23 protein-coding genes are annotated in these 25,672 nt (G+C 74.7%); 7 read left to right on the top strand and 16 right to left on the bottom strand.

Features of this window, described 5'->3' with window-relative positions:
- Nucleotides 1-114 precede the first annotated feature (114 nt).
- Nucleotides 115-549 (top strand): CBS domain-containing protein, encoded by a 435-nt coding sequence (locus tag HCK00_RS18410; RefSeq protein WP_168103083.1) that lies wholly within the window; start codon nucleotides 115-117, stop codon nucleotides 547-549.
- Nucleotides 550-732: 183 nt separating this feature from the next.
- Here HCK00_RS18410 and HCK00_RS18405 read toward each other — a convergent pair whose 3' ends face one another.
- The 14 genes from HCK00_RS18405 to hisI form a co-directional block, all read right to left on the bottom strand.
- Nucleotides 733-1,659 carry a hypothetical protein gene (locus tag HCK00_RS18405; protein ID WP_168103082.1) on the bottom strand — a complete coding sequence of 309 codons (927 nt, stop codon included), beginning with the start codon at nucleotides 1,657-1,659 and terminating at the stop codon, nucleotides 733-735.
- A gap of 774 nt (nucleotides 1,660-2,433) precedes the next feature.
- A complete protein-coding gene (locus HCK00_RS18400) occupies nucleotides 2,434-3,894 on the bottom strand; it encodes a glutamate synthase subunit beta (RefSeq protein WP_168103081.1) in 1,461 nt (486 codons plus the stop codon).
- Nucleotides 3,887-8,509, bottom strand: coding sequence for a glutamate synthase large subunit (gene gltB, locus HCK00_RS18395; RefSeq protein WP_168103080.1), 4,623 nt, complete (start codon nucleotides 8,507-8,509; stop codon nucleotides 3,887-3,889). The genes HCK00_RS18400 and gltB overlap by 8 nt, the downstream gene beginning before the upstream one ends.
- Nucleotides 8,510-8,969: 460 nt before the next feature.
- The gene (locus HCK00_RS18390; RefSeq protein ID WP_168103111.1) at nucleotides 8,970-9,806 is read right to left on the bottom strand and encodes a VIT1/CCC1 transporter family protein; all 837 of its coding nucleotides are present in this window, start codon (nucleotides 9,804-9,806) and stop codon (nucleotides 8,970-8,972) included.
- Between the two features lie 392 nt (nucleotides 9,807-10,198).
- Complete coding sequence (lgt, locus tag HCK00_RS18385) at nucleotides 10,199-11,359, bottom strand: prolipoprotein diacylglyceryl transferase (protein WP_168103079.1); 1,161 nt, start codon at nucleotides 11,357-11,359, stop codon at nucleotides 10,199-10,201.
- A 223-nt stretch (nucleotides 11,360-11,582) separates the two neighbouring features.
- A complete protein-coding gene (locus HCK00_RS18380; protein WP_168103078.1) occupies nucleotides 11,583-11,801 on the bottom strand; it encodes a hypothetical protein in 219 nt (72 codons plus the stop codon).
- A gap of 808 nt (nucleotides 11,802-12,609) precedes the next feature.
- Complete coding sequence (trpA, locus tag HCK00_RS18375) at nucleotides 12,610-13,425, bottom strand: tryptophan synthase subunit alpha (RefSeq protein WP_168103077.1); 816 nt, start codon at nucleotides 13,423-13,425, stop codon at nucleotides 12,610-12,612.
- On the bottom strand, nucleotides 13,425-14,672 hold the full coding sequence (trpB, locus tag HCK00_RS18370; protein WP_168103076.1) for a tryptophan synthase subunit beta: 1,248 nt from the start codon (nucleotides 14,670-14,672) through the stop codon (nucleotides 13,425-13,427). The genes trpA and trpB overlap by 1 nt, the downstream gene beginning before the upstream one ends.
- A 777-nt stretch (nucleotides 14,673-15,449) precedes the next feature.
- The gene (gene trpM / locus HCK00_RS18365) at nucleotides 15,450-15,653 is read right to left on the bottom strand and encodes a tryptophan biosynthesis modulator TrpM (protein ID WP_168103110.1); all 204 of its coding nucleotides are present in this window, start codon (nucleotides 15,651-15,653) and stop codon (nucleotides 15,450-15,452) included.
- Nucleotides 15,625-16,434 (bottom strand): indole-3-glycerol phosphate synthase TrpC, encoded by an 810-nt coding sequence (gene trpC, locus HCK00_RS18360; RefSeq protein WP_168103075.1) that lies wholly within the window; start codon nucleotides 16,432-16,434, stop codon nucleotides 15,625-15,627. Before trpC ends, trpM begins: the two co-directional genes overlap by 29 nt.
- Nucleotides 16,435-17,305: 871 nt before the next feature.
- A complete protein-coding gene (locus tag HCK00_RS18355; protein ID WP_168103074.1) occupies nucleotides 17,306-17,539 on the bottom strand; it encodes an HGxxPAAW family protein in 234 nt (77 codons plus the stop codon).
- A gap of 254 nt (nucleotides 17,540-17,793) precedes the next feature.
- The gene (locus HCK00_RS18350) at nucleotides 17,794-18,465 is read right to left on the bottom strand and encodes a TIGR02234 family membrane protein (protein WP_168103073.1); all 672 of its coding nucleotides are present in this window, start codon (nucleotides 18,463-18,465) and stop codon (nucleotides 17,794-17,796) included.
- A gap of 231 nt (nucleotides 18,466-18,696) precedes the next feature.
- Entirely contained in the window at nucleotides 18,697-20,208 is a 1,512-nt protein-coding gene (locus tag HCK00_RS18345) for an anthranilate synthase component I (protein ID WP_168103072.1), read from the bottom strand.
- 152 nt (nucleotides 20,209-20,360) lie between these two features.
- Entirely contained in the window at nucleotides 20,361-20,855 is a 495-nt protein-coding gene (gene hisI, locus HCK00_RS18340) for a phosphoribosyl-AMP cyclohydrolase (RefSeq protein WP_375781976.1), read from the bottom strand.
- Between the two features lie 216 nt (nucleotides 20,856-21,071).
- Here hisI and HCK00_RS18335 point away from each other — a divergent pair, with 216 nt between their 5' ends.
- Nucleotides 21,072-21,704 (top strand): TIGR03085 family metal-binding protein, encoded by a 633-nt coding sequence (locus HCK00_RS18335; protein WP_168103071.1) that lies wholly within the window; start codon nucleotides 21,072-21,074, stop codon nucleotides 21,702-21,704.
- A 366-nt stretch (nucleotides 21,705-22,070) separates the two neighbouring features.
- Here HCK00_RS18335 and HCK00_RS18330 read toward each other — a convergent pair whose 3' ends face one another.
- Nucleotides 22,071-22,751, bottom strand: coding sequence for a TetR/AcrR family transcriptional regulator (locus HCK00_RS18330; RefSeq protein ID WP_168103070.1), 681 nt, complete (start codon nucleotides 22,749-22,751; stop codon nucleotides 22,071-22,073).
- Between the two features lie 101 nt (nucleotides 22,752-22,852).
- On the opposite strand from HCK00_RS18330, the gene HCK00_RS18325 reads away from it, so the two are divergent.
- Nucleotides 22,853-23,821 (top strand): NAD(P)-dependent alcohol dehydrogenase, encoded by a 969-nt coding sequence (locus HCK00_RS18325; protein WP_168103069.1) that lies wholly within the window; start codon nucleotides 22,853-22,855, stop codon nucleotides 23,819-23,821.
- A 218-nt stretch (nucleotides 23,822-24,039) separates the two neighbouring features.
- Complete coding sequence (locus HCK00_RS18320) at nucleotides 24,040-24,285, top strand: hypothetical protein (RefSeq protein WP_168103068.1); 246 nt, start codon at nucleotides 24,040-24,042, stop codon at nucleotides 24,283-24,285.
- 57 nt (nucleotides 24,286-24,342) lie between these two features.
- On the opposite strand, the gene HCK00_RS18315 is transcribed toward HCK00_RS18320, so the two are convergent.
- Entirely contained in the window at nucleotides 24,343-24,807 is a 465-nt protein-coding gene (locus HCK00_RS18315) for an ATP-binding protein (RefSeq protein ID WP_168103067.1), read from the bottom strand.
- A gap of 182 nt (nucleotides 24,808-24,989) precedes the next feature.
- On the opposite strand from HCK00_RS18315, the gene HCK00_RS18310 reads away from it, so the two are divergent.
- From HCK00_RS18310 to HCK00_RS18300, 3 genes are read left to right on the top strand one after another with little or no spacing between them, the layout of a single operon-like run.
- The gene (locus HCK00_RS18310; RefSeq protein ID WP_311765373.1) at nucleotides 24,990-25,217 is read left to right on the top strand and encodes a Scr1 family TA system antitoxin-like transcriptional regulator; all 228 of its coding nucleotides are present in this window, start codon (nucleotides 24,990-24,992) and stop codon (nucleotides 25,215-25,217) included.
- The gene (locus HCK00_RS18305) at nucleotides 25,214-25,408 is read left to right on the top strand and encodes a DUF397 domain-containing protein (RefSeq protein WP_168103065.1); all 195 of its coding nucleotides are present in this window, start codon (nucleotides 25,214-25,216) and stop codon (nucleotides 25,406-25,408) included. The genes HCK00_RS18310 and HCK00_RS18305 overlap by 4 nt, the downstream gene beginning before the upstream one ends.
- A 36-nt stretch (nucleotides 25,409-25,444) precedes the next feature.
- The gene (locus HCK00_RS18300; protein WP_168103064.1) at nucleotides 25,445-25,639 is read left to right on the top strand and encodes a DUF397 domain-containing protein; all 195 of its coding nucleotides are present in this window, start codon (nucleotides 25,445-25,447) and stop codon (nucleotides 25,637-25,639) included.
- Nucleotides 25,640-25,672 lie beyond the last annotated feature (33 nt).

Genomic DNA, 25,672 nt, shown 5'->3' with positions numbered 1-25,672 from the left:
CCCGGAGGTGCGGCGCGGCCATCCGTGGTGTGATCGGACGGGGTGGGTTCCGCCCGGTTGGGGGTACCCGCCGGGAACATCCGAATCGCCCGGAAGCAGAGAGGAAGCCCCGCTATGGCTGCCAAGCAGAATCTCACTGTCCGCGACATCATGACGCAGGGCGCCCAGTGCGTCGGCGAGGACCAGACGCTCTACGACGCGGCGCGGATGATGCGCGACCTGGACGTCGGTGCCCTGCCCATCTGCGGGGAGGACGAGCGCCTCAAGGGCATGATCACCGACCGTGACATCGTCATCAAGTGCTGTGCCGAGGGACGGGACCCGTCGATGGTCCGGGCCGGCGACCTGGCGCAGGAGATCTTCTGGATCGACGTGGACGCCTCCGTCGAGGAGGCGCTGGACTCGATGGAACGCCACCGGGTCAAGCGGCTGCCGGTGATCGACACGGCGGCCGGGCACCGGCTGGCCGGCATCGTCACCGAGCAGAACCTGGCCCGCAACGTCACGGACGACCTGATCGCGCAGTTCGTCGAGCGGGTCTACGCGTGAACGCGTGACCCCGTGGGCCCTCCGCCCGGCCCCGCGCCGGGGTCACACCGCCCGCCCGCGTCCCGGCTCGCCCCCGGGCCCGGGGGCGGGGCCCCGGGCCGGGCCTGGGCGCGGGCCGTCCGCCGTGCCGTGGCGCACGGCACGGCACGGCGGACGGGTTCGGGACGCGCTCTCCGGTCCGGCTCAGCCGGTGCAGCCGGGCACGCTGCCGGCCGGGGCGCAGTTGTCGGGGGTGTTGCCGGTGACGGGGGTGGAGGTGAGCTGGACGAGGGAGCCCGGCTCCTCGTAGATGCCGCCGCCCGAGGTGGCGGTGTTGCCGGTGACCAGGCTGCCGAGCAGCCGGGCCTGGGCGGTGCCGAAGACACCGATGCCGCCGCCCTGGTCACCGGCGAGGTTGCCGCTGAACGCGGTGGAGGTGGTGCGCAGCGTGGCGCCGCTGCCGGAGACGTAGACGCCGCCGCCGTCACTGGTGGCCGTGTTGTCGCGGATCGTGCCGCCGAGGGTCCGTACGTCGCCGCCGATGTCGGCGACGCCGCCGCCGTTCCCGCCGGCCGAGTTGTCGCTCACCCGGCTGGAGTTGAGGGTGAGGTCGTCGGTGGTGTAGATGCCGCCGCCGTCGCCGGTGGCCTGGTTCTCGGTGACGACGCTCTGGTTGAGGATCAGCCGGCCGGCGTTGCGGATGCCGCCACCGGTGGTGGAATCCCCGCCGCGGACGGTGATCCGGTTGAGGGTGAGCGTGGCGCCGGCGGCCACGTCCAGTACCCGGAAGGTCTCGGTGGCCGCGTCGGAGCGCTCGATGGTGGCGCCGAACGAGGTGATCTGGATGTTGCCGGTCACGGTCGGCAGGGCGTTGCCGGAGCCGTCCGGGTAGTCGTCGGTGAAGCTGTAGACGCAGCCGGAGGGCAGGGTGAGGATGCCGCTGCCGCGGGTGTTGGCGGCGACGAGGGCGGACCGCAGCGCCGCCTCGTCACCACAGGGGATGATCTGCTGCTCCGCCTGCGCGGTCTCCTCGGCCCGGTCGGCGGAGTGCGCGGGGGCGGGGAGCACGGCGAGGAGCAGGCCGAGGCCGAGGACGGCGCCGGCGCCGCCCCGTCGGAGAGTGGCTTTCATGTGGGGGTCTTCCTTACCTCAAGAGGGCTCAGTGGGCTCTCGGTGGGCTCTCAGTGGGCTCGCGGTCGGCTCCGGACCCGGAGGGCCCGGGGGCGTCCGGGGGCGTCCGGGGGCGTCGCCGGACCGGCGGGCCCCGGCACCGGTACGGGCACCTCACGTGCCCGTGCGGTCACCCTCCGAGAGATATCCCGGGCCGGTCCGGCCCGCCACAGGAGTGCGCCGACCGGGTGCCACCACCCGGGGGCGGGAGCGGCGGGACGCGGCCGGGGGTCCGTCCCGGAGGCGGGCACGGGCCCGCCGTCCCGCGCGCCGAGCGGGCGGGCCGTCGTCCGCTTCCGTCCGGGAGGGGCGCCACGGGGAGGGTTCCCACCGTCCGGGGCACCGGCGGATCGGCGTCGGAGCGCGCCGGTGGCTCCGCCCCCGGTGGCGCCGGCGGACACGGGAGAGGAGGGCGCACGGCGCCGGGACATGACCACCCACCGTGGCCGCCCCAGCAGGCCGCGGTGGGTGGTCGGCGGTGACCCTCCGACATCTACCAGCCCCGCCCGGGCTCCGCGACCGGGGCGATCCGCCCGGGTGACGCCCGGGGCACCGCGCCCACCGGCCCGTTCCCCACCGCGCCCACCGGCCCGTTCGCGCCGTAATTCCCGGCGGCGGCACCGACCCCCCGGGGCGGGGCGCGCCACCGGCGGCACCCGCACACACCGCGGCGCCCGCCCCTCCCCTCCGGGGGAGGAACGGGCGCCGCGCCTTACGTGCCCACGGGCCGCCGGATCAGACCGCCATCGCCCGGTCCGTCGGCCGGACCGGCGCGGGCAGCGCGCTGCGCCCGGTGAGGTAGCGGTCCACACCGCGCGCCGCGGAGCGGCCCTCGGCGATGGCCCAGACGATGAGCGACTGGCCGCGCCCGGCGTCACCGGCGACGAAGACCCCGTCCACGTTGGTGGCGTACTCCTCGTCGCGGGCGATGTTGCCGCGCTCGTCGAGCTCCAGGCCGAACTGCTCGACCAGGCCGTTCTCCCGGTCGGTGCCGGTGAAGCCCATGGCGAGGGTGACGAGCTGGGCGGGGATGCGCCGCTCGGTGCCGGCCTTCTGCTCGAGCTTGCCGTCCTTGAACTCGACCTCGATCAGGTGCAGCGCCTGGACGTTGCCGTCCTCGTCGCCCTCGAAGTGGGTGGTGGAGACGGAGTAGATCCGTTCCCCGCCCTCCTCGTGCGCGGAGGTGACCTTGTAGAGCATCGGGAACGTCGGCCAGGGCTGGTGCGGCGCGCGCTCCTCGCCCGGCCGCGGCATGATCTCCAGCTGGGTGACGGAGAGCGCGCCCTGCCGGTGGGCGGTGCCGACGCAGTCCGCGCCGGTGTCGCCGCCGCCGATGACGACGACGTGCTTGCCCTCCGCGGAGATCGGGGCGACGGTGAGGTCGCCCTCCTGCACCTTGTTGGCGAGCGGCAGGTACTCCATCGCCTGGTGGACGCCGTTCAGTTCCCGCCCGGGCACGGGCAGATCGCGGGCGGTGGTGGCGCCGACGGCGATCACCACCGCGTCGTGCCGCTTGCGCAGCTTGGCGGCGTCGATGTCCCGGCCGATCTCCGTCTCGGTGCGGAACTTGGTGCCCTCCGCTCGCATCTGCTCGATGCGGCGGTTGATGTGGCGCTTCTCCATCTTGAACTCGGGGATGCCGTAGCGCAGCAGGCCGCCGATGCGGTCGGCCCGCTCGTACACCGCGACGGTGTGGCCGGCCCGGGTGAGCTGCTGGGCGGCGGCCAGGCCCGCGGGGCCGGAGCCGATCACGGCGACGGTCTTCCCGGACAGCCGCTCGGGCGGCTGCGGGGTGACGTCACCCCGCTCCCAGGCCTTGTCGATGATGGAGACCTCGACGTTCTTGATGGTCACCGCCGGCTGGCTGATGCCGAGCACGCACGCCGACTCGCACGGGGCGGGGCAGAGCCGCCCGGTGAACTCGGGGAAGTTGTTGGTGGCGTGCAGCCGCTCACCGGCCGCCGTCCAGTCCTCCCGGTAGGCGTAGTCGTTCCACTCGGGGATGAGGTTCCCCAGCGGACAGCCGGTGTGACAGAACGGGATGCCGCAGTCCATGCACCGGCCGGCCTGCTTGGAGATGATCGGCAGCAGGGCGCCGGGGACGTAGACCTCGTTCCAGTCCTTGACGCGCTCGCCGACGGGGCGGGTCGGCGCCACTTCGCGGTCCGTGGTGAGAAAGCCCTTGGGGTCAGCCATGGGTCGCCGCCTCCATCATCTTCTCGTGGGTCTCGGACTCGGTGAGTCCCGCTCGCTCGGCGGCGTCCTTGGCGGCGAGCACGGCCTTGTAGGTGGCGGGGAACACCTTGGTGAAGCGGCGCAGGGCGGTTCCCCAGTCGTCGAGCAGTGCCTGCGCGACGGTCGATCCGGTCTCGTCCCGGTGGCGCCGCACGGCGTCGTGCAGCCACCGCGTGTCGTCGGCGTCGAGTTCCTCGACGGCGGGCACCAGCTCCGGGTTGACGTCGTCGGGGTCGAGGTCGATGACGTAGGCGACACCGCCGGACATGCCGGCCGCGAAGTTCCGCCCGGTCGGGCCGAGCACCACGGCCCGGCCACCGGTCATGTACTCGCAGCCGTGGTCGCCGACGCCCTCCGAGACCACCGTGGCGCCGGAGTTGCGGACGCAGAAGCGTTCCCCGACCCGGCCGCGGAGGAAGATCTCACCGCCGGTCGCGCCGTAGGCGATGGTGTTGCCGGCGATGGTGGAGAACTCGGCGAGGTGGTCGGCGCCCCGGTCCGGGCGGACGACGACCCGCCCGCCGGAGAGGCCCTTGCCGACGTAGTCGTTGGCGTCGCCCTCCAGCCGCAGGGTGACACCGCGCGGCAGGAAGGCGCCGAAGGACTGGCCCGCGGAGCCGGTGAAGGTGATGTCCACGGTGTCGTCGGGGAGGCCGGCGCCGCCGAAGCGGCGGGTCACCTCGTGGCCGAGCATGGTGCCCACGGTGCGGTTGATGTTGCGGATCGCGAGCTGCGCCCGGACCGGCCGGGCGTCCTCCGGCCGCTCCGCGCCCAGCGCGTCGGCCGCGAGCTTGATCAGCTCGTTGTCGAGCGCCTTGCCCAGCCCGTGGTCCTGCGCGGCCGCCTGGTGGCGCACCGCGCCCGGCGGCAGCTCGGGGACGTGCAGCAGCGGCGCCAGGTCCAGGCCCTGGGCCTTCCAGTGCTCGACGGCCCGTCCGGTGTCCAGCAGCTCGGCGTGGCCGACGGCCTCCTGGAGGGTGCGGAAGCCGAGTTCGGCGAGGAGTTCGCGGACCTCCTCGGCGATGAACTCGAAGAAGTTGACGACGTGGTCGGCCTGGCCGGTGTACCGCTCGCGCAGCACCGGGTTCTGGGTGGCGATGCCGACCGGGCAGGTGTCCAGGTGGCAGACGCGCATCATGACGCAGCCGGAGACCACCAGCGGCGCGGTGGCGAAGCCGAACTCCTCGGCGCCGAGGAGGGCGGCGATCACCACGTCGCGGCCGGTCTTGAGCTGGCCGTCGGTCTGCACGACGATCCGGTCGCGCAACCCGTTGAGCAGCAGCGTCTGCTGGGTCTCGGCCAGGCCCAGCTCCCAGGGGCCGCCCGCGTGCTTGAGGGAGGTGAGCGGCGAGGCGCCGGTGCCGCCGTCGTGGCCGGAGATCAGCACCACGTCGGCGTGCGCCTTGGAGACACCCGCGGCGACGGTGCCGACGCCGACCTCGGAGACCAGCTTGACGTGGATCCGCGCCCTGGGGTTGGCGTTCTTCAGGTCGTGGATGAGCTGGGCGAGGTCCTCGATCGAGTAGATGTCGTGGTGCGGCGGCGGGGAGATCAGGCCCACGCCCGGCGTGGAGTGCCGGGTCCTCGCCACCCACGGGTAGACCTTGGGGCCGGGGAGCTGGCCGCCCTCGCCGGGCTTGGCGCCCTGCGCCATCTTGATCTGGATGTCGTCGGCGTTGACGAGGTACTCGCTGGTCACGCCGAAGCGGCCGGAGGCGACCTGCTTGATCGCCGAGCGGCGGGCGGGGTCGTGGAGCCGCTCCGGGTCCTCGCCGCCCTCGCCGGTGTTGGACTTCCCGCCGAGCCGGTTCATGGCGATGGCGAGGGTCTCGTGCGCCTCCTGCGAGATGGAGCCGTAGGACATGGCGCCGGTGGAGAACCGCTTGACGATCTCCGAGGCGGGCTCGACCTCCTCCAGGGGGACCGGCGGCCGGCCGGAGTCGAAGCCGAACAGGCCGCGGAGCGTCATCAGCCGCTCGGACTGCTCGTCGACGCGCCGGGTGTACTCCTTGAAGATGTCGTAGCGGCGGGTGCGTGTGGAGTGCTGGAGGCGGAAGACCGTGTCCGGGTCGAACAGGTGCGGCTCGCCCTCGCGGCGCCACTGGTACTCGCCGCCGATCTCCAGGGCACGGTGCGCGGGCGCGATGCCGGAGGCCGGGTAGGCCTTGGCGTGGCGGGCGGCCACCTCCTTGGCGATCACGTCCAGACCGACGCCGCCGATCTTGGTGGTGGTGCCGTGGAAGTACTTCTCGGCGAACGCCTCGTCCAGGCCGACGGCCTCGAAGACCTGCGCGCCCCGGTAGGAGGCGACGGTGGAGATGCCCATCTTGGACATGACCTTGAGGACGCCCTTGCCGAGCGCCTTGATCAGGTTCCGGATGGCCGTGGACGCCTCGACGCCGGGCAGGAAGGTGCCCGAGCGGACCAGGTCCTCGACGGACTCCATCGCCAGGTACGGGTTGACGGCCGCCGCTCCGTAGCCGATGAGCAGCGCGACGTGGTGCACCTCGCGGACGTCGCCGGCCTCGATGAGCAGCCCCGCCTGGGTGCGCTGCCGGGTGCGGATGAGGTGGTGGTGGACGGCGGAGGTGAGCAGCAGCGACGGGATCGGCGCGTGCTCGGCGTCGGAGTGGCGGTCGGAGAGGACGATCAGCCGGGCGCCGTCCTCGATGGCCGACTCCGCCTCGGCGCAGATCTCGTCGATCCGCGCGGCCAGCGCCTCACCGCCGCCGCTCACCCGGTAGAGACCGGAGAGGGTGACGGACTGGAAGCCGGGCAGGTCACCGTCGGCGTTGATGTGGACGAGCTTGGCCAGCTCGTCGTTGTCGATCACCGGGAAGGGCAGGGTGACGCTGCGGCAGGAGGCCGCGGTGGGCTCCAGCAGGTTGCCCTGCGCCCCGAGGGAGGAGCCCAGGGAGGTGACCAGCTCCTCCCGGATGGCGTCCAGCGGCGGGTTGGTGACCTGCGCGAAGAGCTGGGTGAAGTAGTCGAAGACCAGCCGGGGCCGGTCGGAGAGCGCGGCGATGGGCGAGTCGGTGCCCATGGAGCCGATGGGCTCGGCGCCGGCCCGGGCCATCGGCGCGAGCAGGACGCGCAGCTCCTCCTCGGTGTAGCCGAAGGTCTGCTGGCGGCGGGTGACGGAGGCGTGGGTGTGCACCACGTGCTCGCGTTCGGGCAGGTCGGCCAGGTCGATCAGGCCGGCCTCCAGCCACTCCTGGTAGGGCTGCTCCTCGGCGAGCTGCGCCTTGATCTCGTCGTCCTCGATGATCCGGTGCTCGGCGGTGTCCACCAGGAACATCCGGCCGGGCTGGAGGCGGCCCTTGCGGACGACCTTGCCGGGGTCGATGTCGAGGACGCCGACCTCGGAGGAGAGCACGACCAGGCCGTCGTCGGTGACCCAGTAGCGGCCCGGGCGCAGTCCGTTGCGGTCGAGAACGGCGCCGACCTGGGTGCCGTCGGTGAAGGTGACGCAGGCCGGGCCGTCCCAGGGCTCCATCATCGTGGAGTGGTACCGGTAGAAGGCGCGGCGGGCGGGGTCCATCGAGGCGTGGTTCTCCCAGGCCTCGGGGATCATCATCAGCACGCTGTGCGGCAGCGACCGGCCGCCGAGGTGGAGCAGCTCCAGCACCTCGTCGAAGGTCGCGGAGTCGGAGGCGCCGGGGGTGCACACGGGGAAGACCCGCTCGGCCGCCTTCTCCCCGAACAGGTCGCTGGCGAGCTGCGACTCGCGGGCCCGCATCCAGTTGCGGTTGCCCTGCACGGTGTTGATCTCACCGTTGTGCGCGACGAAGCGGTAGGGGTGGGCGAGCGGCCAGCTCGGGAAGGTGTTGGTGGAGAACCGGGAGTGGACCAGCGCGATCGCCGTGGCGAAGGAGCGGTCGGAGAGGTCCGGGAAGAACGGCTCGAGCTGCCCGGTGGTGAGCATGCCCTTGTAGACGACGGTCCGCGCGGAGAGCGAGGGGAAGTAGACCCCGGCCTCGCGCTCGCACCGCTTGCGCAGCAGGAACGCCTTGCGGTCCAGGGCGAGCCCGGTGGCCCCGGCCCCGGGGAGGCCGGCGGCGTCGGCCACGAAGAACTGGACGAAGTCCGGCATGCAGGCCCGCGCTCCGCTGCCGAGCATCTCGGGGGCGACGGGCACCTCACGGCGGCCGAGGACGGTGAGGCCCTCGTCGGCGGCGATGGCCTCGACCCGGGCGGCGGCCTCGGAGTCCCCGGCGGGCAGGAAGGCGATGCCGACGGCGTAGGCGCCGGCCTCGGGGAGCGTGAAGGAGACCTTCTCGCGGAAGAAGGCGTCCGGGACCTGGAGCAGTATCCCGGCGCCGTCGCCCGAGTCGGGCTCGGAGCCGGTGGCCCCGCGGTGCTCCAGGTTGCGCAGGACCGTCAGGGCCCGCTCGACCAGCTCGTGGCTCGCCTCACCGGTGAGGGTGGCGACGAAACCCACGCCACAGGCGTCGTGCTCGTCGCGGGGGTCGTACATCCCCTGCCGCTCGGGGCGCCCGGCCAGGGGCGACCAGGCGGTGGCAGCCCCGTCGCCGGTGGGCGCGGGGTGCTCGGACAGCGGGCGCGGCGTGCGCATCGGCTCTCCCGTCGTCGTCGTGGCAGTGTCAGTGCCGAGGGACGACGCTGGCCCTCTGCGGTCAGAATTTCGTGCAGGTTACATGATGAACGCGGTCCCGGATGACGGGAGGGTCGTTCCACCATGCGGACGTCATCGGCTCAGCGGCAGCTCAGCGCGGTGACGCGAGAGGCGGTACGGCCGGATCGGCCCGCACCCGGCCGGCGCCTGGAGGGCGACACTGCCCAGAAGCGCCTTCCGCTCATGCCCAGCCGCGAGCGGATCGAAACCAGCAGGTAACACCGGTCACGGGCGGTGGCCGGACCCGCCACCGGGGACCCTCACCGGCCGTCACCGGCCGGCTGCGGCACCCGGCGCACCCGGCCCCCGGGCGCCGCAGCCGGCCGCGCCGCTCGCGCGACCCGGCGGTACCGGCATCGCGGGACCACCCGCGGGGATCAGCGGTCCGCCGTCCCCGGCACTAGCCTACGGCGGTTCCCAGGACGGAGCCCAGACCGTAGGTGAGGGCCGCGGCGGCGCCGCCCAGCAGCAGCTGGCGCAGTCCGCTGTACCACCACGACCGGGCCGTGACCTTCGCCACCACCGCGCCGCAGAGGAACAGCCCCGCCAGCGCGGTCAGCACCGCCGGCCACAGCCGCTCCGCCCCCAGCAGGAACGGCAGCACGGGCAGCACGGCGCCCACCGCGAAGGCCCCGAAGGAGGAGACCGCCGCCACGGCCGGCGAGGGCAGCTCCGCCGGGTCCACCCCCAGCTCCTCGCGGACGTGGATCTCCAGGGCCTGGTCGGGATCGCGGGAGAGCTGCCGGGCGACCTCGCGGGCCAGCTCCGGCTCCACCCCGCGCGACACGTACAACGCGGCGAGCTCCTCCTGTTCTTCCCGCGGGTTCCGCCGGATCTCGTCCCGCTCGACCTCCAGCTCGGCCAGGACCAGCTCGCGCTGCGAGGCGACCGACGTGTACTCCCCCGCGGCCATCGAGAAGGCGCCGGCGGCGAGCCCCGCCAGACCGGTGATCACGATGGTCCGGGTGGCCACGTCGCCGCCCGCGACGCCGGTGATCAGCGCCAGGTTCGAGACCAGGCCGTCCATCGCGCCGAACACGGCCGGGCGCAGCCAGCCGCCGTTGACGTCGCGGTGCGTGTGGTTGTCCCGGTGGGCCTCGTGCGGACGGTGTGCGTCCTGCGCCGTCCCGCCGGAGGCCGGGGAGGCCGGGGAAGCCGGGAGAGCGGGGTGGTCCTGGGTGGTGGGCCCCGGCGGGGTGTCGGCGTAAGGCCGGCCGGCGCCGTCGGTGACGGCCACGGCGGGTTCGGCGGCGGGTCCCCCGCCGGGCGGGCCGCCGGCGCGCCCGGTCGCGTCGGTGCGGTTCCCGGCGGCGTTGCTGCTGGCCATGGGTGGCGCTCCCTTCCGCGGGCGGCCCGGTGGCTTCCCGGGCCCCGACGGTACGCGGGGACGCACCGGGCGCGCCAGCAAGGAAGGCCGAACTTACCTCGCTGACCTGCGCGTTCGACGAAGGGCAGGTCCCCGGGACCGCGCCGGGTCGAGGGCGTCCCCCACCACCACCGCCCGGGGAGGCGGCCACGCGCAGGGGCGGGCGCGCCGGTGGCGACGCGCACGGGCCGGTGAACGGGGTGCTCCGCGTTCACCGGCCCGTGGGGGGCGGAGCCCGGCGTCGTGCCGGGCCCCGGTGGGACTCAGACCTTCTTCGGGGCGCTCGCGCCGGAACCGGCCGCGCCGCCGGAGCCCGGCGTTCCGGGCTCCGCACCGCCGGCCGCACCGTCCGCCGCCTCCGGAGTGTCCTCCGTGGCGGCCCCGGCGGCGCCGGCGGACTCCGTGTCCCCGGCTTCCGCGGTGCTCCCGGCGCGTCCGGCGTCCCGCGCGGCGGCCGGGGCCTCCGGCTTCCCGTCGCTCCCACCGGCCTCCGTGGTGCCGGCGGCCTCAGCGGCGTCCGCGTTCTCGGCGGTCTCGGCGTTCTCGGCGTTCTCGGCAGTTTCGGCGTTCTCGGCAGTTTCGGCGGTTTCGGCGGCCTCAGCCGCCCGTGCCTGCTCGGCAGCCGGTTCCACCACGGCCTCCCGCCCGGGCCGCAGCCGGGAGGAGACGATCATGTAGGCGACCGCCCCGAGGAAGACGATCACCGAGGTCCACACGTTGAGGCGCAGGCCCAGGATGTGGTGCGCCTCGTCGATCCGGAGGTACTCGATCCAGCCGCGGCCCACGGTGTAGGCGGCGACGTAGAGCGCGAAGGCCCGCCCGTGACCGAGGGTGAAACGGCGGTCCGCCCAGATGACGAGGAGCGCGACGGCCACGCACCACAGCGACTCGTAGAGGAAAGTGGGGTGGAAGTAGCCGTTCACCCCTCCCTTGTCGATGTGGAGCGCCCAGGGCAGATCGGTGGGCCTGCCGTAGAGCTCCTGGTTGAACCAGTTGCCCCAGCGGCCCAGGGCCTGGGCGATCGCGATACCGGGCGCGATGGCGTCCGCGTACGCCGGGAGCGGCACACCGCGCCGGCGGGCGCCGATCCAGGCGCCGACCCCGCCGAGGGCGATGGCGCCCCAGATACCGAGGCCGCCCTCCCAGATCTTGAAGGCGTCGACCCAGTTGCCGTTCTCGCCGAAGTACGGCTCGTAGGTGGTGCAGACGTGGTAGAGGCGGCCGCCGACCAGTCCGAACGGCACGGCCCAGACGGCGATGTCCGCCACCGTGCCGGGCAGGCCGCCGCGGGCGACCCAGCGCCGGCCTCCGATCCAGACGCCGACGAAGACGCCGAGGAGAATGGCGAACGCGTAGCCGCGCAGGGGGACCGGGCCGAGTTCGATCACGCCGGTCGAGGGGCTGGGAATGTATGCGAGCAACATGGCGTCACCGACGCTACCGTGCCCGCCGGTCGGTACGGCAGCCCACCCGGCAACGGCTGGGTAACGGACGGTGGTAGCAGGGCCCGGGGGGGAGAGGGCGGGGCGGGGCGCGGCACGGCGCCTGCGGGCCGGACGGGTGGTCAGCCGCCGGGCGGCGCGCAGGCGGCGCGCAGGCAGCGGGCGCGGCCCGCGGGGACACCCTCCGCGGTTCGCGCCCCCGGCCTCAGTCGGTGAGCGCCGCCGCGACGGCGGGTGTCACCGGTGCCGCCCCGGGGACCGCCGGGGCGGCACCGGAGAGGCGGAGGTCGGCCCCGGACGGATTGAGCGCCACCGCCACCAGCAGCAGGACGAAGAGCACCCCGGCCGCGACGCCGGCACACCAGCGGCCCCGGCCGGCGGTTCCCGGCGGCGCGGTGCCCGGCTCCGGGCGCCTCGCCGGCACGGGCCACAGCCGGGCCGGGCCGGGCGCCACGGACCGCCGCAGGACCGTCACCGTGGCCCCGGCCTCCGCGCCCGCCGGAACGCTCCCCCGGGCGCCGGTGCCCCGTCCGTCCGGCGCGCGGCGCGGCCGCGGCGGGCGCGGACGGGGTGTGCCCGGGGTGCGTACCGGCCGGGCCCGGGCCGGGGACCCGGCCCGGGCCCGCACGGAACCGGCGTTCCCCGCCGGGGCCCCGGCCCCCGGCCCGGCGAGGACGACCGGCGGGCGGGCCCGGGAGGAGGCGGGTCGGCCGGCGGTCCGGCGCGCGGCAGGCGGCTCAGGGATCATGGGTTCACGTCTCCGGCGTCCGGGTGCGGCGGCTTCCGGCCGGGGCGCGCGGCCCCGGGCCGGACGGGAGCGTGGGGGGACGGCCAGCGTAGTGCAGCCGTCCCGGAACGTACCCCGGCGTGCTCCCCGCCGAACAGGGCCGCGCGGCCGGAAGGGCGGGCTCCGGCCCCGCGGGTGCGCGGGCCGGGAGCCGGGAGCCGGGGCGCACTCCCGGATGCCGGCCCACGCGGGACCGGCTCACGCCGACCCACGCCGACCCGCCGAGAGCTCCATGCGCTCCGGGCGCCCGGACCGGCCCACCGCGCCGCACCTCGCGGCCCACCGGCCGGCCCGCCACCCGTGCCCGGCCCGCCCCGCCGTTGCCCGGTGGCGCGCGGGCGACACCCGCGCGCCACGCCCCGCCCCGGCGTGCGGGGCTCCCCGGGCGGGCCGGCCCCTCTCCGGCCCGCAGGTCAGGCGGTCAGCCGGTCAGCCGGCCCACAGGTCAGCCGTCGCGCCGTACCCCTCCGGCCAGCGCGCCCGCCAGGGAGCGGACCTCGGCCACCCCGGTGTCCAGGTCCGGCGCGTCCAGCAGCAGCTTGACGAACGCCGAGCCGACGATCACACCGTCCGCGAACCCGGCGACCTCGGCGGCCTGCCCGGCGTCGGAGACGCCGAGGCCGACGCAGACGGGCAGCCCGGTGGTGGCCCGGGTGCGGCGCACCAGGTCCTGGGCCTGCGCGCCCACCGACTCCCGGGTGCCGGTGACGCCCATCAGCGAGGCGGCGTAGACGAAGCCGCTACCGGCCGCGGTGATCGTCGCCAGCCGCTCGTCGCGGCTGCTCGGCGCGACCACGAACACGGTGGCCAGCCCGTGCTCCGCGGCGGCCGCCCGCCAGGGCGCCGACTCCTCCACCGGAAGGTCGGGCAGGATGCATCCCGCTCCCCCGGCCTCGGCCAGATCGGCGGCGAACCGCTCCACGCCGTAGGCGTCGACGGGGTTCCAGTACGTCATGCACAGGATGGGCGCGCCGGTCGCCCGGTGCACCTCGGCGACGGTGCGGATCACGTCCGTGATCCGGAGCCCGCCACGGAGCGCGATGTCGTCGGCGGTCTGGATGACCGGGCCGTCCAGCACGGGGTCACTGTGCGGCAGCCCGATCTCCACCACGTCGCAGCCGCCCTCGATCATCGCCGTCGCGGCCCGCACCCCGCCCTCGACGGTCGGGAAGCCGGCCGGCAGGTAGCCGACGAGCGCCGACCGGCCCTCCGCCCCGGCCTTGGCCAGCACGGTCTCCAGCAGTTCCAGGTTGCCCGCCATCACTCCGCCTCGATCTCGTCACTCGGGTCGTACAGCTTGAAGTAGCGGGCGGCGGTCTCCATGTCCTTGTCGCCGCGCCCGGAGAGGTTGACCAGCACCAGGCCGTCGGTCCCCAGCTCACGGCCGAGGTTGAGCGCCCCCGCGAGCGCGTGGGCGCTCTCGATGGCCGGGATGATGCCCTCGGTCTCGGAGAGCAGCCGCAGCGCCTGCATCGCCTCCTCGTCCGTGACGGCCCGGTACTCGGCGCGGCCGGTGTCCTTGAGGTAGGCGTGCTCGGGGCCCACGCCGGGGTAGTCCAGCCCGGCGGAGATCGAGTACGGCTCGGTGATCTGCCCGTCCTCGTTCTGGAGCACGTAGGAGCGGGAGCCGTGCAGGATGCCGGAGGTGCCCTCGGTGAGCGTGGCCGCGTGCTCGCCCGTCGCCACGCCGTGCCCGGCGGGCTCGAAGCCGACGAGCCGGACGGAGGTGTCCGGGAGGAACGCGTGAAACAGGCCGATGGCGTTGGATCCGCCGCCCACACAGGCGGCGACGGCGTCCGGCAGCCGCCCGGTGCGCTCCAGCACCTGCCGGCGCGCCTCGACGCCGATCACCCGGTGGAAGTCGCGGACCAGCGCGGGGAAGGGGTGCGGCCCCGCCACCGTGCCGAAGAGGTAGTGCGTGCGGTCCACGTTGGCCACCCAGTCGCGGAACGCCTCGTTGATGGCGTCCTTCAGGGTGCGGCTGCCGGACTTCACGGCGACGACCTCGGCGCCGAGCATCCGCATCCGCGCCACGTTCAGCGCCTGCCGCCGCGTGTCGATCTCGCCCATGTAGATGGTGCACTCGAGCCCGAAGAGGGCGCACGCGGTGGCGGTCGCGACCCCGTGCTGCCCGGCGCCGGTCTCGGCGATGACGCGGGTCTTCCCCATCCGCCGGGTCAGGAGCGCCTGCCCCAGCACATTGTTGATCTTGTGGGAGCCGGTGTGGTTGAGGTCCTCCCGCTTGAGGAAGACCCGGGCGCCGCCGGCGTGTTCGGCGAACCGGCGGACCTCGGTGAGGGCGCTGGGCCGGCCGGTGTAGTTGACCAGCAGTTCGTCCAGCTCGGCGGCGAACGCCGGGTCCGCCTTGGCCTTGGCGTACTCGGCGGCCACCTCGTCGACCGCGGCGACCAGCGCCTCGGGGATGAACTTGCCGCCGAACGCCCCGAAGTAGCCCTGTTCGGTGGGCACCTGGCCGTCGGGGTCGGGAATGAAGAACTCGGAGGGCATGTGCGGTACTCCTCATGACGGGGCGGTGGGCCCCGGGACGGACACGGCCGTGGGGACGGCCGGGGAACGGAAAAACCTGGAAGAACCCGGAAGAACCTGGAAGCACGGGGACGGGGAAGCGACGGAGCGGCGCAACCGCGAGCGGACACGGGGGCGGGGGCGGGCGGACGCCGTCCCGGGAGGGGCCGGCAGGGAGCGGCGGGACGAGCCCCGTCCCGGCGGGACCCGGCACCGGGCCGGCGCACCTGCCCCACCGGCCGGTGAACGGCGCGGCACCGTGCCGTGCTCACCGGCGGCGCGAACCGGCACGCCATGGACCGGCATGGACCGGCTCCCGTCCGGCACCGTCCCGCGCGGCCCACCGGGCGCCCACGACGGCACGCACGGCGGCACGGACGCTTCCGCCCACGCCGCCCGGCGCCCTCGCGGGGCCCGTACGGTCCGGCTCCGGTGCCGGTGCGGCGCGGATCCCGCTCGGCCCGCCGCGCGCCCGGCGCCATGCCCTCGGCCCCGGCCCGCCGTCCTTCCCGGGTCACCGCCCGGGAAGGTCCCGCCCGGTCCCGGCGCACCGGTCCCGTCGGCGCCGGGGACGCCTGCGCACCCTCGGCCCCGGGTCCGGTACGGACCGGTGCGGGACCGGCGGTGCGGGACGGGCCGGGCCGGAGACCGGCGGGCCGTGCGGCGCCCTCCCGGGCTCCTGATGGCATGGCGGCGGGCGCCGGGACCGGCGGGCGGTCCACGGGCCGCGGAGGCGTCCCGGCGGCGACGCGCCGCGGGTCAGCCCCGCGCGCTCCCGCCGCCGGGGCGCCATCGCATGCCGTTGATCTGCCCCGGCTCACTGCCGATGTGGTAGCGCACCCTGCGCCCCCGCACCCGCCGCGCGGGCGCGCGGCAGCCCCGCGGCCGGCAGCCGCGGGCGAGCCGTGCGTAGCGGGGGGTCACCGGGGGCTCCTCAGCCGCGCCCGTGGCGCAGCGCCGGATGGGCCCCGGCGGCCACCAGGTCCGCGACCGCCGTCTTGGGGTCCCGCCCGGTGACCAGGGACTCCCCGACGAGCACGGCGTCCGCGCCGTCGTTGGCGTACGCGATCAGGTCGTGCGGGCCGCGCACACCGGACTCCGCGATCTTCACGACGTGGTCCGGGATGCCGGGGGCGATCCGGCCGAAGTTACCCCGGTCCACCTCCAGGGTCTTGAGGTTGCGGGCGTTGACGCCGATGACCCGGGCCCCGGCCGCAACGGCCCGCTCCACCTCCTCCTCGTCGTGGACCTCGACGAGAGGGGTCAGCCCGATCGACTCCGCGCGCTCCACCAGCGATTCCAGGGCAGCCTGGTCGAGCGCGGCCACGATCAGCAGCGCGAGGTCGGCGCCGTGCGCCCGGGCCTCCCAGAGCTGGTAGGAGGTGACGATGAAGTCCTTGCGCAGGACGGGGATGTCGACACGGGCGCGTACGGCCTCCAGATCGGCCAGCGACCCGCCGAACCTGCGCTCCTCGGTGAGCACGCTGATCACGGAGGCGCCACCGGTCTCGTAGTCGGCGGCGAGCCCCGCGGGGTCGGCGATCGCGGCGAGCGCGCCCTTGGACGGGCTGGAGCGCTTGACCTCGCAGATCACCTTGACGCTGTCACCGCGGAGGGCGGCGGCCCCGTCCTTGGCCTGGGGCGCCCGCGCGGCGCGCTCCTTGAGCTCGTCGAGACTCACACGCGCCTGCCGCTCCGCGAGGTCGGCACGGACCCCCTCGATGATCTCGTCGAGCACACTCACGTGAGCGGCCCCCTTCCGGGACGGTGGTGGAGAGTTCGCGGGCGCGCGGCGCCCGTCGGGCACCGCCCAGCTCACGACTGCAGACCCTGCGATGGTATCCGGCCGGGCGCATGCCCTTCACATCTGGGCCCCTGGGGTCCCACTCCGCGGACAGCGGGGGACAGCCGGGGACAGCGAGGTGTAAATCCGGTGGTTCCGATTCCGCTTCCCGGGGCGCGCGTCCCGTGCCGACCGAAAGATTCCAGCCGTTCACGAAGACGGTGACCGCGCCCCCGGGGAACCGCGACGACCAGCGGGAACGGGCCCCTGCGCCCACCGCGGAAGGCCTTTCCGGCCGGGCGGCGGAAGGGACGGGCGAGCGCCCGGATGGGGAGGCGGCCCGGCCGCACGGGCAAGGAGGGACGGACGGGCCGCACGGGAAACGGGACGGACGGGCAGTTCACGGCGGCCGGGCGGGCCGAACGGGGGACGGTGGGCCGCCGGACGCGTGGGGAGGAAGTCGCGTCCCGGACCGGACGTCCCGCCGGTGGCGCCCGTCCGTGCCCGGACGGGGGCCGCGCTCTCGCGCGGGGTCCCGGCCCCGGCGGCGGCATGGCGCGGCCCCGGGCCGGTTCCACCGTGCGGACGGTGGAACCGGCCCGGGGCCGTACCCGGCGCCTCGCCGGCGTCCCGGGCCCTCCGGCCGCGTGAGCCGGCCCCCTGGCGCCTCCGGGCCCCCGGGGAGCCACCACGGCCCACCGGACCGGCAGCGGCAGCGGACGGCAGACGGCAGACGGCAGACGGCAGACGGCAGACGGCAGACGGCAGACGGCAGGGAACGAGCCCCGAACCCCGACTCCGAACCCCGGAGGCCGTCGCCGCGGGCGCCGGGTCAGGACTGCGGCTGGCGCTCCCCCGGCTGGCGCGGCAGGGTCTCGTCCCGCCCCATCCCGGCCTTCTTCATCACCCAGCCGACGATGCCGCCCAGGAAGATGACGACGACCCCGGCCCAGAACCCGATGGGCTGGGCCAACACGGTGAACGCACTGGCCACGCAGAAACCGATGAAGGCGATGATCGAGCCGGTCCAGGCGGCTGGGGTGTGTCCGTGGTCGTGGCCCGCCATGAGTTCTCCTCGTTGCTGTGTGCGCCTGGCTGGGGCGCGGTGAACGCTCGCCGTCCATTCTTCCCGACGGGCCGTGACGGCACGGCGCCGGGGTGCCGCCGCGGGCGCCGGGGGCGGGGCCGCCGCGCCGCTCCCCGTGGGCCGGGTTCCGGCGGTGAGCGGCGAGCCGCCGTCCGGCCTCCCGGACTTCCCGGTCCTCCCGGACTTCCCGGTCTTCCCGGCCTCCCGTCACTCGGCATCCGGGCGGCGGCCCGTCAGCGGTCGCGGGTCGGGTCCTCGCCGCGGTCCAGCGCCCGCCACAGTTCCTCCGGCGCCTCCGGGTCCGGCGCGGCGCGCCCGGGCCGCCGTCGGGCGCCGCCCCCGGCGGGGTTCTCGTACCGGCCGGACATCGCGGGCCAGCGGCGCCCGTGGCGCAGCGCGAGCACCCCGGCCAGGAGCATCAGCAGGCCGGCGGCGGCCGAGACCAGGGGCCAGACGGTGGGGGTGACGTCCGTAACCTCCGCGCCGACCAGTCCGGTGACGCGGGCCGCCTCGGACTCCAGCGCCCCGGTGGCGGAGCGGCCGAGGAGGGAGGCGGCGATCGTGCCGGCGCCGCTCAGCGTCAGCAGGGCGGCCACGGCGGTGCGGCCCGCGCGGCGGACGGCGAACACGGCGACGAGCGCGGCGAGGCCCACGATGGCCAGGGCGGCGGGCAGGCCCGTGACGTCCCGCCCGGCGACGGAGACGGTCTGCGCGCCCTGCGCCGCGGCGGTCCTGGCGTGGGACCAGGTCTGCCCGCCGGCGATCAGGGCGACGGCGGCGCCCGCGGCCCCGGAGGCCAGCGCCGCGGCCAGGGTGCGGCGGGCGCCGGAGGCGCGCCCGGACGCGGGCGCGGCACCGGGGCGGTCGGCGTCGGGACGGCTGCGCGGCTCGGGTACCTCAGTCACCCCTCCACTATGGCGCGCCGGGACCGCGCCCCGGCATCCGGGTCGCGCCTCCTCCGGCTCCACGCCCCGGCGCGCGCCACCCCTGCGTCCCGGCCTCCCGTCCGCCCCTCCGCGCCGGGAGCGGCCCCGGGGCGGCCGGGAACTGCCGGGAGCTGCCGGGAACAGCCGACGGCGATGACCGCGCGGAGCGCCCGCCCCGCCCGCCCCGCCCGTGACGTCCGTTACGGCCCGTTACGACCCCAGCCCCGAGGCGATCCGCACCGCGCGAAGCACCGCCGCCGCCTTGTTGCGGCATTCGGTGTCCTCGGCCACGGGATCGGAGTCCGCCACGACCCCCGCGCCGGCCTGAACGTAGGCCGTGCCGTCGCGGAGCAGCGCCGTGCGGATGGCGATGGCGGTGTCGGAGTCGCCCGCGAAGTCCAGGTAGCCGACGCAGCCGCCGTACAGGCCGCGCCGCGTCGGCTCCAGCTCCTCGATGATCTGGAGGGCGCGCGGCTTGGGCGCGCCGGAAAGGGTCCCGGCGGGGAAGCAGGCGGTGAGCACGTCGAACGCGGTACGGCCCGGGGCGAGCCGGCCCGTGACGGTGGAGACGATGTGCATGACGTGGCTGTAGCGCTCCACGGACATGAAGTCCACGACCTCCACGCTGCCCGGCTCGCACACCCGGCCGAGGTCGTTGCGGCCGAGGTCCACCAGCATCAGGTGCTCCGCCCGCTCCTTGGGGTCGGCGAGCAGTTCCTCGGCGAGGGCGGCGTCCCGCTGCGGGGTGGCCCCGCGCGGCCGGGTCCCGGCGATCGGGTGCAGCATCGCGCGCCCGTCCTCCACCTTGACCAGCGCCTCGGGGCTGGAGCCGACGACATCGAAACCGTCGAGGCGGAGGAGGTACATGTACGGGCTGGGGTTGGTGGTGCGCAGCACCCGGTAGACGTCGAGCGCCGAGGCCGGGCAGGGTGCCTCGAACCGCTGCGAGGGCACCACCTGGAACGCCTCCCCAGCCCGGATGCGCTCCTTGATCTCCTCCACGGCGGCCTGGTAGTCGGCTCCGCCCCAGGGCTGGGTGAACTCCGGCAGCTCCGACGGCGGGAGGGTGGTGGCGCCCCCGGGCAGCGGCCGGGCCAGGTCGGCGGTCATGGCGTCGAGGCGCGCCACGGCGTCCGCGTACGCCTCGTCCACGCCGGTGTCGAGGTCGTTGTGGTTGATGGCGTTGGCGATCAGCAGGACGGTGCCGTCCCAGTGGTCGAGGACGGCCAGGTCGGAGGTGAGCAGCATGGTGAGTTCGGGCAGGCCCAGGTCGTCCCGGGTGGAGTCGCCGATCTTCTCCAGCCGGCGCACGACGTCATAGCCGAGGTAGCCGACCATGCCACCGGTGAAGGGCGGCAGCCCCAGCAGATCACCCAGGTCACGCGGGGTGTGCAGGGCCTCGACGGTGGCGCGCAGCGCCTCCAGCGGATCGCCGTCGGTGGGGACGCCCACGGGCGGGGTGCCGAGCCAGTGCGCCTGGCCGTCGCGGACGGTGAGGGTGGCGTCGCTGCGCACCCCGACGAAGGAGTAGCGCGACCACGAGCGGCCGTTCTCCGCCGACTCCAGCAGGAAGGTGCCCGGGCGTTCGGCGGCGAGCTTGCGGTAGAGGCCGACCGGGGTGTCCCCGTCGGCCAGGAGCCTGCGGCTGACGGGGATGACGCGGCGGTCGGCCGCCAGCTTGCGGAAAGTGGTGAGGTCCATCGTGGCGGCGCCGGTGCTCATGGGCCCGGATCCTAGTGGGGCGGGCGGGGCTGCCCGCGGCTGTTTCACGATGCGGCCGGTGGAACAGGGGAAAACCCGCGCACCCACCGGCCCGGCCCGATGCCGCGGCGACACCGGCGGGGCGTCCCGGCGCGGGCCGGACGCGCGGCAGGTCAGGCGCCGGTGACCGGCGGCCCGAGCGGCAGTTCGTCCGCGTCGAAGCAGGTGCGGTCGCCGGTGTGGCAGGCGGCGCCCACCTGGTCCACCTTGACGAGCACCGTGTCCCCGTCGCAGTCGAGCGCCACGGACTTCACGTGCTGGACGTGACCGGAGGTGTCGCCCTTGACCCAGTACGCGCCACGGCTGCGGCTCCAGTAGGTGCAGCGGCCGGTGGTGAGGGTGCGGTGCAGGGCCTCGTCGTCCATCCACCCCAGCATCAGCACCTCGCCGGTGTCGTACTGCTGCGCGATCGCGGGGACGAGCCCGTCGGCGTTCCGCTTCAGCCGGGCGGCGACGGCGGGGTCCAGGCGGGAGGGGCCGGGAGCGTCGGGGGCGGCGGTGCCGGGGCCGGCGGAAAGGCTGCCGGAGGGGCTGCCGGTGGGACGGGCCGGTTCGGCGGAGCCGGTGGACTCGCCGGGCTCGGTGGGCTCGGTGGACTCGGTGGGCATGGCGTCATTCTGCCGCCGCCGCGGAGCCGGACGGAAATCCGTCCGGCCGTCGTCCCCGGCCCTGCCCCACGGCGCCGGCCGGGCCGGGACCGGTTCGCGGCAGGCCCGGCGGGGGCCACGCCGGCGCCGGGCGGTGACGAGCGCCACGAACCCCGGGCGCGGCGCGGCCGGGCGCGGTCGTGGCCGCTTCGCCGGGACAGTCGTAGGGTGGCCGGTATGTCGACCCATGCGAAGCGTGAACGCCTGCTCCTGGCCGATCTGTTGGAGACCTCCGGTCCGGAGGCGCCCACCCTGTGCGAGGGGTGGACCACCCGCGACCTCGCCGTGCACCTGGTGGTCCGCGAGCGGCGTCCCGACGCGGCCGCCGGGATGTTCGTCAAGCCGCTGGCCTCCCGCCACGACCGGGTGTCGAAGGAGTTCACCGCGAAGCCCTACGAGGAGCTGCTCCAGCTCATCCGCACCGGCCCGCCCCGGGTGTCGCCGTTCGCCCTGAAGCAGGTGGACGAGGCGGCGAACACCGTCGAGTTCTACGTGCACGCGGAGGACGTCCGCCGCGCCACGCCGGACTGGACGCCGCGCGAGCTGGACCCGGTCTTCGCCGACGCCCTGTGGTCCCGTATCGAGCGGATGGCGCGGGTGCTGGGGCGCAAGGCCCCGGTCGGCGTGGTGCTGCGCCGCCCCGACGGGCGCACCGCCGTCGCCCGCAAGGGCCTGCCGGTGGTGACGGTCACCGGCGAGCCGGGCGAGCTGATCCTCTTCCTCTACGGCCGCCAGGACAAGGCCCGCGTGGAGACGGACGGCGACCAGGACGCCGTCGCCAAGCTCCGCGCGGCGAGCCTCGGCGTCTGAGCGACGGGCCCCGGGCTCCGCGCGGAAGTCTCGGCGTCCGGACGGCGGGCCTCGGACTCCACGCGAGGATCCCGGGGCAGTGGGCCTCGCTGACGGTGGGCCCCAGAGCGCGGCCCTCGGGTACTGAGCGGTCGGCGGGCAGGCGGAGGGGCGGGACTTTTCCGGGGGCGGCCGGGCGCGTCCGGGCGCGGTTTCGCGGTGGGTGAACCGCACCGCTCCGCCCGCCCGGCGCCGCTACGGTCGCCCTCATGACCGGGACGACCGGGCGCGTCGCCGTCCTCTCCGACATCCACCCGGCGCTCCCCGCCCCGAGGCGAAGGGGGAGTTGCCGGGCTGGATGTGCTCTGCGGCACGTACCGTTTCCCGTCAGGCTCGGGAGGGTCGTTGCCCCTGGGGACCGTCCGGTGCCATCGGGAGGCTGCGCAGTGCCAGTGCGGCCGGTGGGGGCAGCGGTCCGTTGGCCGGGTCGGTGCGGAACGACTGGAGCAGATAGGCCACCAGGCGCCGGGACGCCGCACCGTCGTCCGGCAGGGCGGTCGCCAGACCGCAGTGTGCCAAGAGGACCACGGCGAGGTCGGACGGGTGAAAATCGGCCCGTAGCGCGCCCGACGCCTGGGCCCTGCGTACGAGAGTCGTGAAGTCCCGCTCGGCTCGCCGCCGGGACCGCGCGTGTTCCGACGCGGTTTCCGGGAAGGCCGCGACGAACGCGGCGGGGAACCCGCGTTCCTCCCGTTGCAGAGCGCAGACGGTCTCGACCAGGTGCTGGAAACCCTGCCACGGGTCAGGGGCGGCCAGAGCCTCGGTGAGCGCCCGCGCGCAGGTCTCCATCTGCTGCGCGAACGCGCCTCTCACCAGGGCGTCCCGGGTCGGGAAATGCCGGTACAGCGTCGCCACGCCGACCCCGGCCCGTCGGGCCACGGTCGCCATCGGGGCGTCGATCCCGTGCTCCGCGAAGACCGCACGGGCGGCGACGAGGACGCGCTCCCGGTTGCGCCGGGCGTCCGCCCGCACCCCGTCCCGGGCTGTGATCCGAGAGGATTCCGCCATCACTGTCTCTCGCTTCCGGTCCAAGTGGACGATTGCGTCCACTTAGGAGCTTACGGTCGGTGCCAGATCCCCGTACGGTCCCCGGCGGCAAAGGCGGAACGATGAACGACGACCGCATGATGAAGGCAGTGCTCTACGACCGCTACGGCGGCCCCGATGTGCTCTACACGGGCCACGTGCCACGCCCCGAGCCGGCCCCCGGCGAGGTCCTGGTGAAGGTGCGCGCGTCCAGCGTCAACGGCGGCGAACTGGCAGCACGTGCCGGCCGGCTCCGCCTCCTGAGCGGCCGCACATTCCCCAAGCGCGTCGGCTTGGACTTCACCGGCGAGGTCGCCGCACCGGGGGCCGGAGTCACCCGGTTCGCGGCCGGGGACCGCGTATGGGGGGTCTTGGGCCGCACCTCCGGGTTCGGCAGCGCCGCCGAGTACGTGACCGTACCCGCCGAGCGGGTCGGCCGGCTCCCCGACGGCCTCGACCCGGTGGACGCCGCCGCGCTGCCGGTGGCCACCACGGCCATCACCGCGCTGCGGGACAAAGCCGGGCTGCGCCCCGGCGAACGGCTCCTCGTCCGGGGTGCTTCGGGCGGTGTCGGCAACGCCGCCGTCCAGCTCGGACGGGCGTACGGCGCCGAGGTCACGGCCCTGGCCCGTGCGGCCAACCTCGACTTCGTCCGCGGGCTCGGCGCGCACAAGGCCGTCGACCACCGGACCGTGCGGCCGACGGAACTGGGCCGCTTCGACGTGGTCCTGGACACCGCGGGGACCGACCTGCGGGCGTTCCGGCGCCTCCTGGATCCGGGCGGGCGTATGGTCACCATCGCCTTCGACCTGAAACGGCCCGCGGCGTCGCTCGGCTACCTCGCGGCCAGCACGGTCCACGGAAAGGGCCGGGTGCGTTTCTTCAGCGGCAACCCCACGCGGGCGGACTTCGACGACCTCGCCCGCCATGTGGTCGAGGGCAAGCTGAGCCCTGCGGTGGACAGGGTCTTCCCCCTGGAGGAGACAGCGGCGGCACACCAGGCACTGGAAGCGGGCGGCGTCCAGGGCAAGTACGTGGTCAAGGTCGCGTAGGACGGCTGTGGAGGTACTGATCACAGCCACTCGCCGACGGCAGCGATGAGGACGGCCGCCTCATGGCGGACCGCCGGCTTGCCCTATCGCGTGGCGACGGCGCGGCGGCCCCTGGGGCGGTTGAACTCGGTCGGCAGGATCAGGTCTACCCCCGTCGAAGAAGGAGCCGGGCGACACCCACGTGAACACCTCCGCAGCACCGGGAAGGTGACGCTCCGATGACACACTCCGCAGGCCCGCCACCGCCCGGCCGCCGGGGCCCGAGCCTGCGGCGCCGGCTGACCCCGCACGGTTCGCGGGCGTTCGTCCTCGGCATCTGCATGGCTGTCGGCGGGCTCGCCGGCGGGGTGCGATCCGCGATGGACGGAAACGGGATCTGGACGGCGCTCGGCATCCTCGGCGTAGGGGTTCTCGGAGTCGTCCTCACCGTCGCGTGGATCATGACCTACGCACGGGAGCACTGAGCCGGGCCCTCTTCCTCCCCGGCCGCCCATGCCGGGGAGTTACGCGACGGCGGACGGTCACTTCCCGGCATCACCGGTGTCCGGGCGGCCGCCGCCGGCCGCGCACTCCGCCCAGACGGTCTTGCCCGGCCCGTTCCGGTCACGCACACCCCAGCGGAGGGCCACGGCCTCCACCAGGAGCAGCCCGCGGCCGCGGTCGCACTCCGCCGCCGGTTCGCCGCGGGCGGGGCGGCCGGGACGGGTGTCGGACACCTCGATCCGCAGGACCCCGGCCCCGGTGTCCCACGTCAGGCGCAACGCGCAGTCGCGTCCCGGGACGAGCCCGTGCAGGACGGCGTTCGAGGTGAGTTCCGCGATCACGAGGACCGCGGCGTCGAAGGCCCGGCTGCCGCGCGGCACCCCCCAGTCGGTCAGCCGGTGCTCGGCGAGCAGCCGGGCGACACGGGCCCCGCGCCGCGTGGACGAGAAGCGGTGCGCGAACGTACGTACGGTAACCGGAACTTCAGCTCCTGGAACTGTCATGGAGGCGAGCGTTCCGCCTCCGCCGCCCCACTGGGCAGGAACGACGCTGATACAGATGACGCTGTATCAGCCGATCCGCTGGACCGGGTCAGTGACCCTGGGTGACCATTGACGGACCGAGTGTGGCACCAGGGGTACGACGGACGGGAGGAGGGAACCGACGGAACGTCGAGGTCCAAGTCATGCCACTGCGCCAGGAAGATCACGCAGGAGTCGACGGGCTCATCTACCTGGCGGAGACGCCCGAGACCAAGTGGGTGGGGTACTCCGAAGGCCAGCAATCGAGCATCCTGATCACAGGCCCGAAAGACGTCAGCGCGATGCTTCAACGCTATGGGAAGCTGCGCTCACAGGCTCTCGGCCGCGAAGCCACGGTGCGCCTGTTGGAGCAGATGCTAGGAGACCTATGAGTACCGACCAGATCTGGATCAAGAGCAGTTACAGCGGCAGCTCCGGTGACAACTGCGTCGAGATCGCCATACACCCGCACTCCGTCCAGGTGCGGGACTCGAAGGGCCTCGAGAGGCCGGCCCTCACCGTCTCACCGACTGCCTGGTCGGCTTTCGCCGCGAGGAGTGCGAACCTGCGCGCCCGTGACTGACAACCGGCCGCACCAGCCTCCATCCTGAGGAGCACCATGGACCTGGCCCCTGAATGGTTCAAGAGCAGCTACAGCGGCGGAGGCGGCGGCAACTGCATCGAAGTCGCCATATCCCCGGGTGCCGTCCATATCCGAGACTCAAAGGACACCGGGCGTCCAGCACTGGTCTTGTCTCCAGCCGCGTGGTCGGCCTTCACCTCACGGGCTGAGAGCGCGGAGATCGGCGGCTGAACACTCAACCCGGCCCATCAAGCAGAGGAGCGC

The organism is Streptomyces zingiberis, assembly GCF_012034935.1.
Taxonomy (GTDB): domain Bacteria; phylum Actinomycetota; class Actinomycetes; order Streptomycetales; family Streptomycetaceae; genus Streptomyces; species Streptomyces zingiberis.
Note: the sequence above shows the minus strand (reverse complement) of the source record. Positions and strands in the feature narration are given on the sequence as shown.

Coding starts and splice junctions, on each gene's coding strand:
- HCK00_RS18410 (WP_168103083.1), top strand. CDS start 115: ATGGCTGCCAAGCAGAATCTCACTGTCCGCGACATCATGACGCAGGGC.
- HCK00_RS18405 (WP_168103082.1), bottom strand. CDS start 1,659: ATGAAAGCCACTCTCCGACGGGGCGGCGCCGGCGCCGTCCTCGGCCTC.
- HCK00_RS18400 (WP_168103081.1), bottom strand. CDS start 3,894: ATGGCTGACCCCAAGGGCTTTCTCACCACGGACCGCGAAGTGGCGCCG.
- gltB (WP_168103080.1), bottom strand. CDS start 8,509: ATGCGCACGCCGCGCCCGCTGTCCGAGCACCCCGCGCCCACCGGCGAC.
- lgt (WP_168103079.1), bottom strand. CDS start 11,359: ATGTTGCTCGCATACATTCCCAGCCCCTCGACCGGCGTGATCGAACTC.
- trpA (WP_168103077.1), bottom strand. CDS start 13,425: ATGGCGGGCAACCTGGAACTGCTGGAGACCGTGCTGGCCAAGGCCGGG.
- trpB (WP_168103076.1), bottom strand. CDS start 14,672: ATGCCCTCCGAGTTCTTCATTCCCGACCCCGACGGCCAGGTGCCCACC.
- HCK00_RS18355 (WP_168103074.1), bottom strand. CDS start 17,539: ATGGCGGGCCACGACCACGGACACACCCCAGCCGCCTGGACCGGCTCG.
- HCK00_RS18345 (WP_168103072.1), bottom strand. CDS start 20,208: ATGAGCACCGGCGCCGCCACGATGGACCTCACCACTTTCCGCAAGCTG.
- hisI (WP_375781976.1), bottom strand. CDS start 20,855: ATGCCCACCGAGTCCACCGAGCCCACCGAGCCCGGCGAGTCCACCGGC.
- HCK00_RS18335 (WP_168103071.1), top strand. CDS start 21,072: ATGTCGACCCATGCGAAGCGTGAACGCCTGCTCCTGGCCGATCTGTTG.
- HCK00_RS18330 (WP_168103070.1), bottom strand. CDS start 22,751: ATGGCGGAATCCTCTCGGATCACAGCCCGGGACGGGGTGCGGGCGGAC.
- HCK00_RS18325 (WP_168103069.1), top strand. CDS start 22,853: ATGAACGACGACCGCATGATGAAGGCAGTGCTCTACGACCGCTACGGC.
- HCK00_RS18320 (WP_168103068.1), top strand. CDS start 24,040: ATGACACACTCCGCAGGCCCGCCACCGCCCGGCCGCCGGGGCCCGAGC.
- HCK00_RS18315 (WP_168103067.1), bottom strand. CDS start 24,807: ATGACAGTTCCAGGAGCTGAAGTTCCGGTTACCGTACGTACGTTCGCG.
- HCK00_RS18310 (WP_311765373.1), top strand. CDS start 24,990: ATGCCACTGCGCCAGGAAGATCACGCAGGAGTCGACGGGCTCATCTAC.
- HCK00_RS18305 (WP_168103065.1), top strand. CDS start 25,214: ATGAGTACCGACCAGATCTGGATCAAGAGCAGTTACAGCGGCAGCTCC.
- HCK00_RS18300 (WP_168103064.1), top strand. CDS start 25,445: ATGGACCTGGCCCCTGAATGGTTCAAGAGCAGCTACAGCGGCGGAGGC.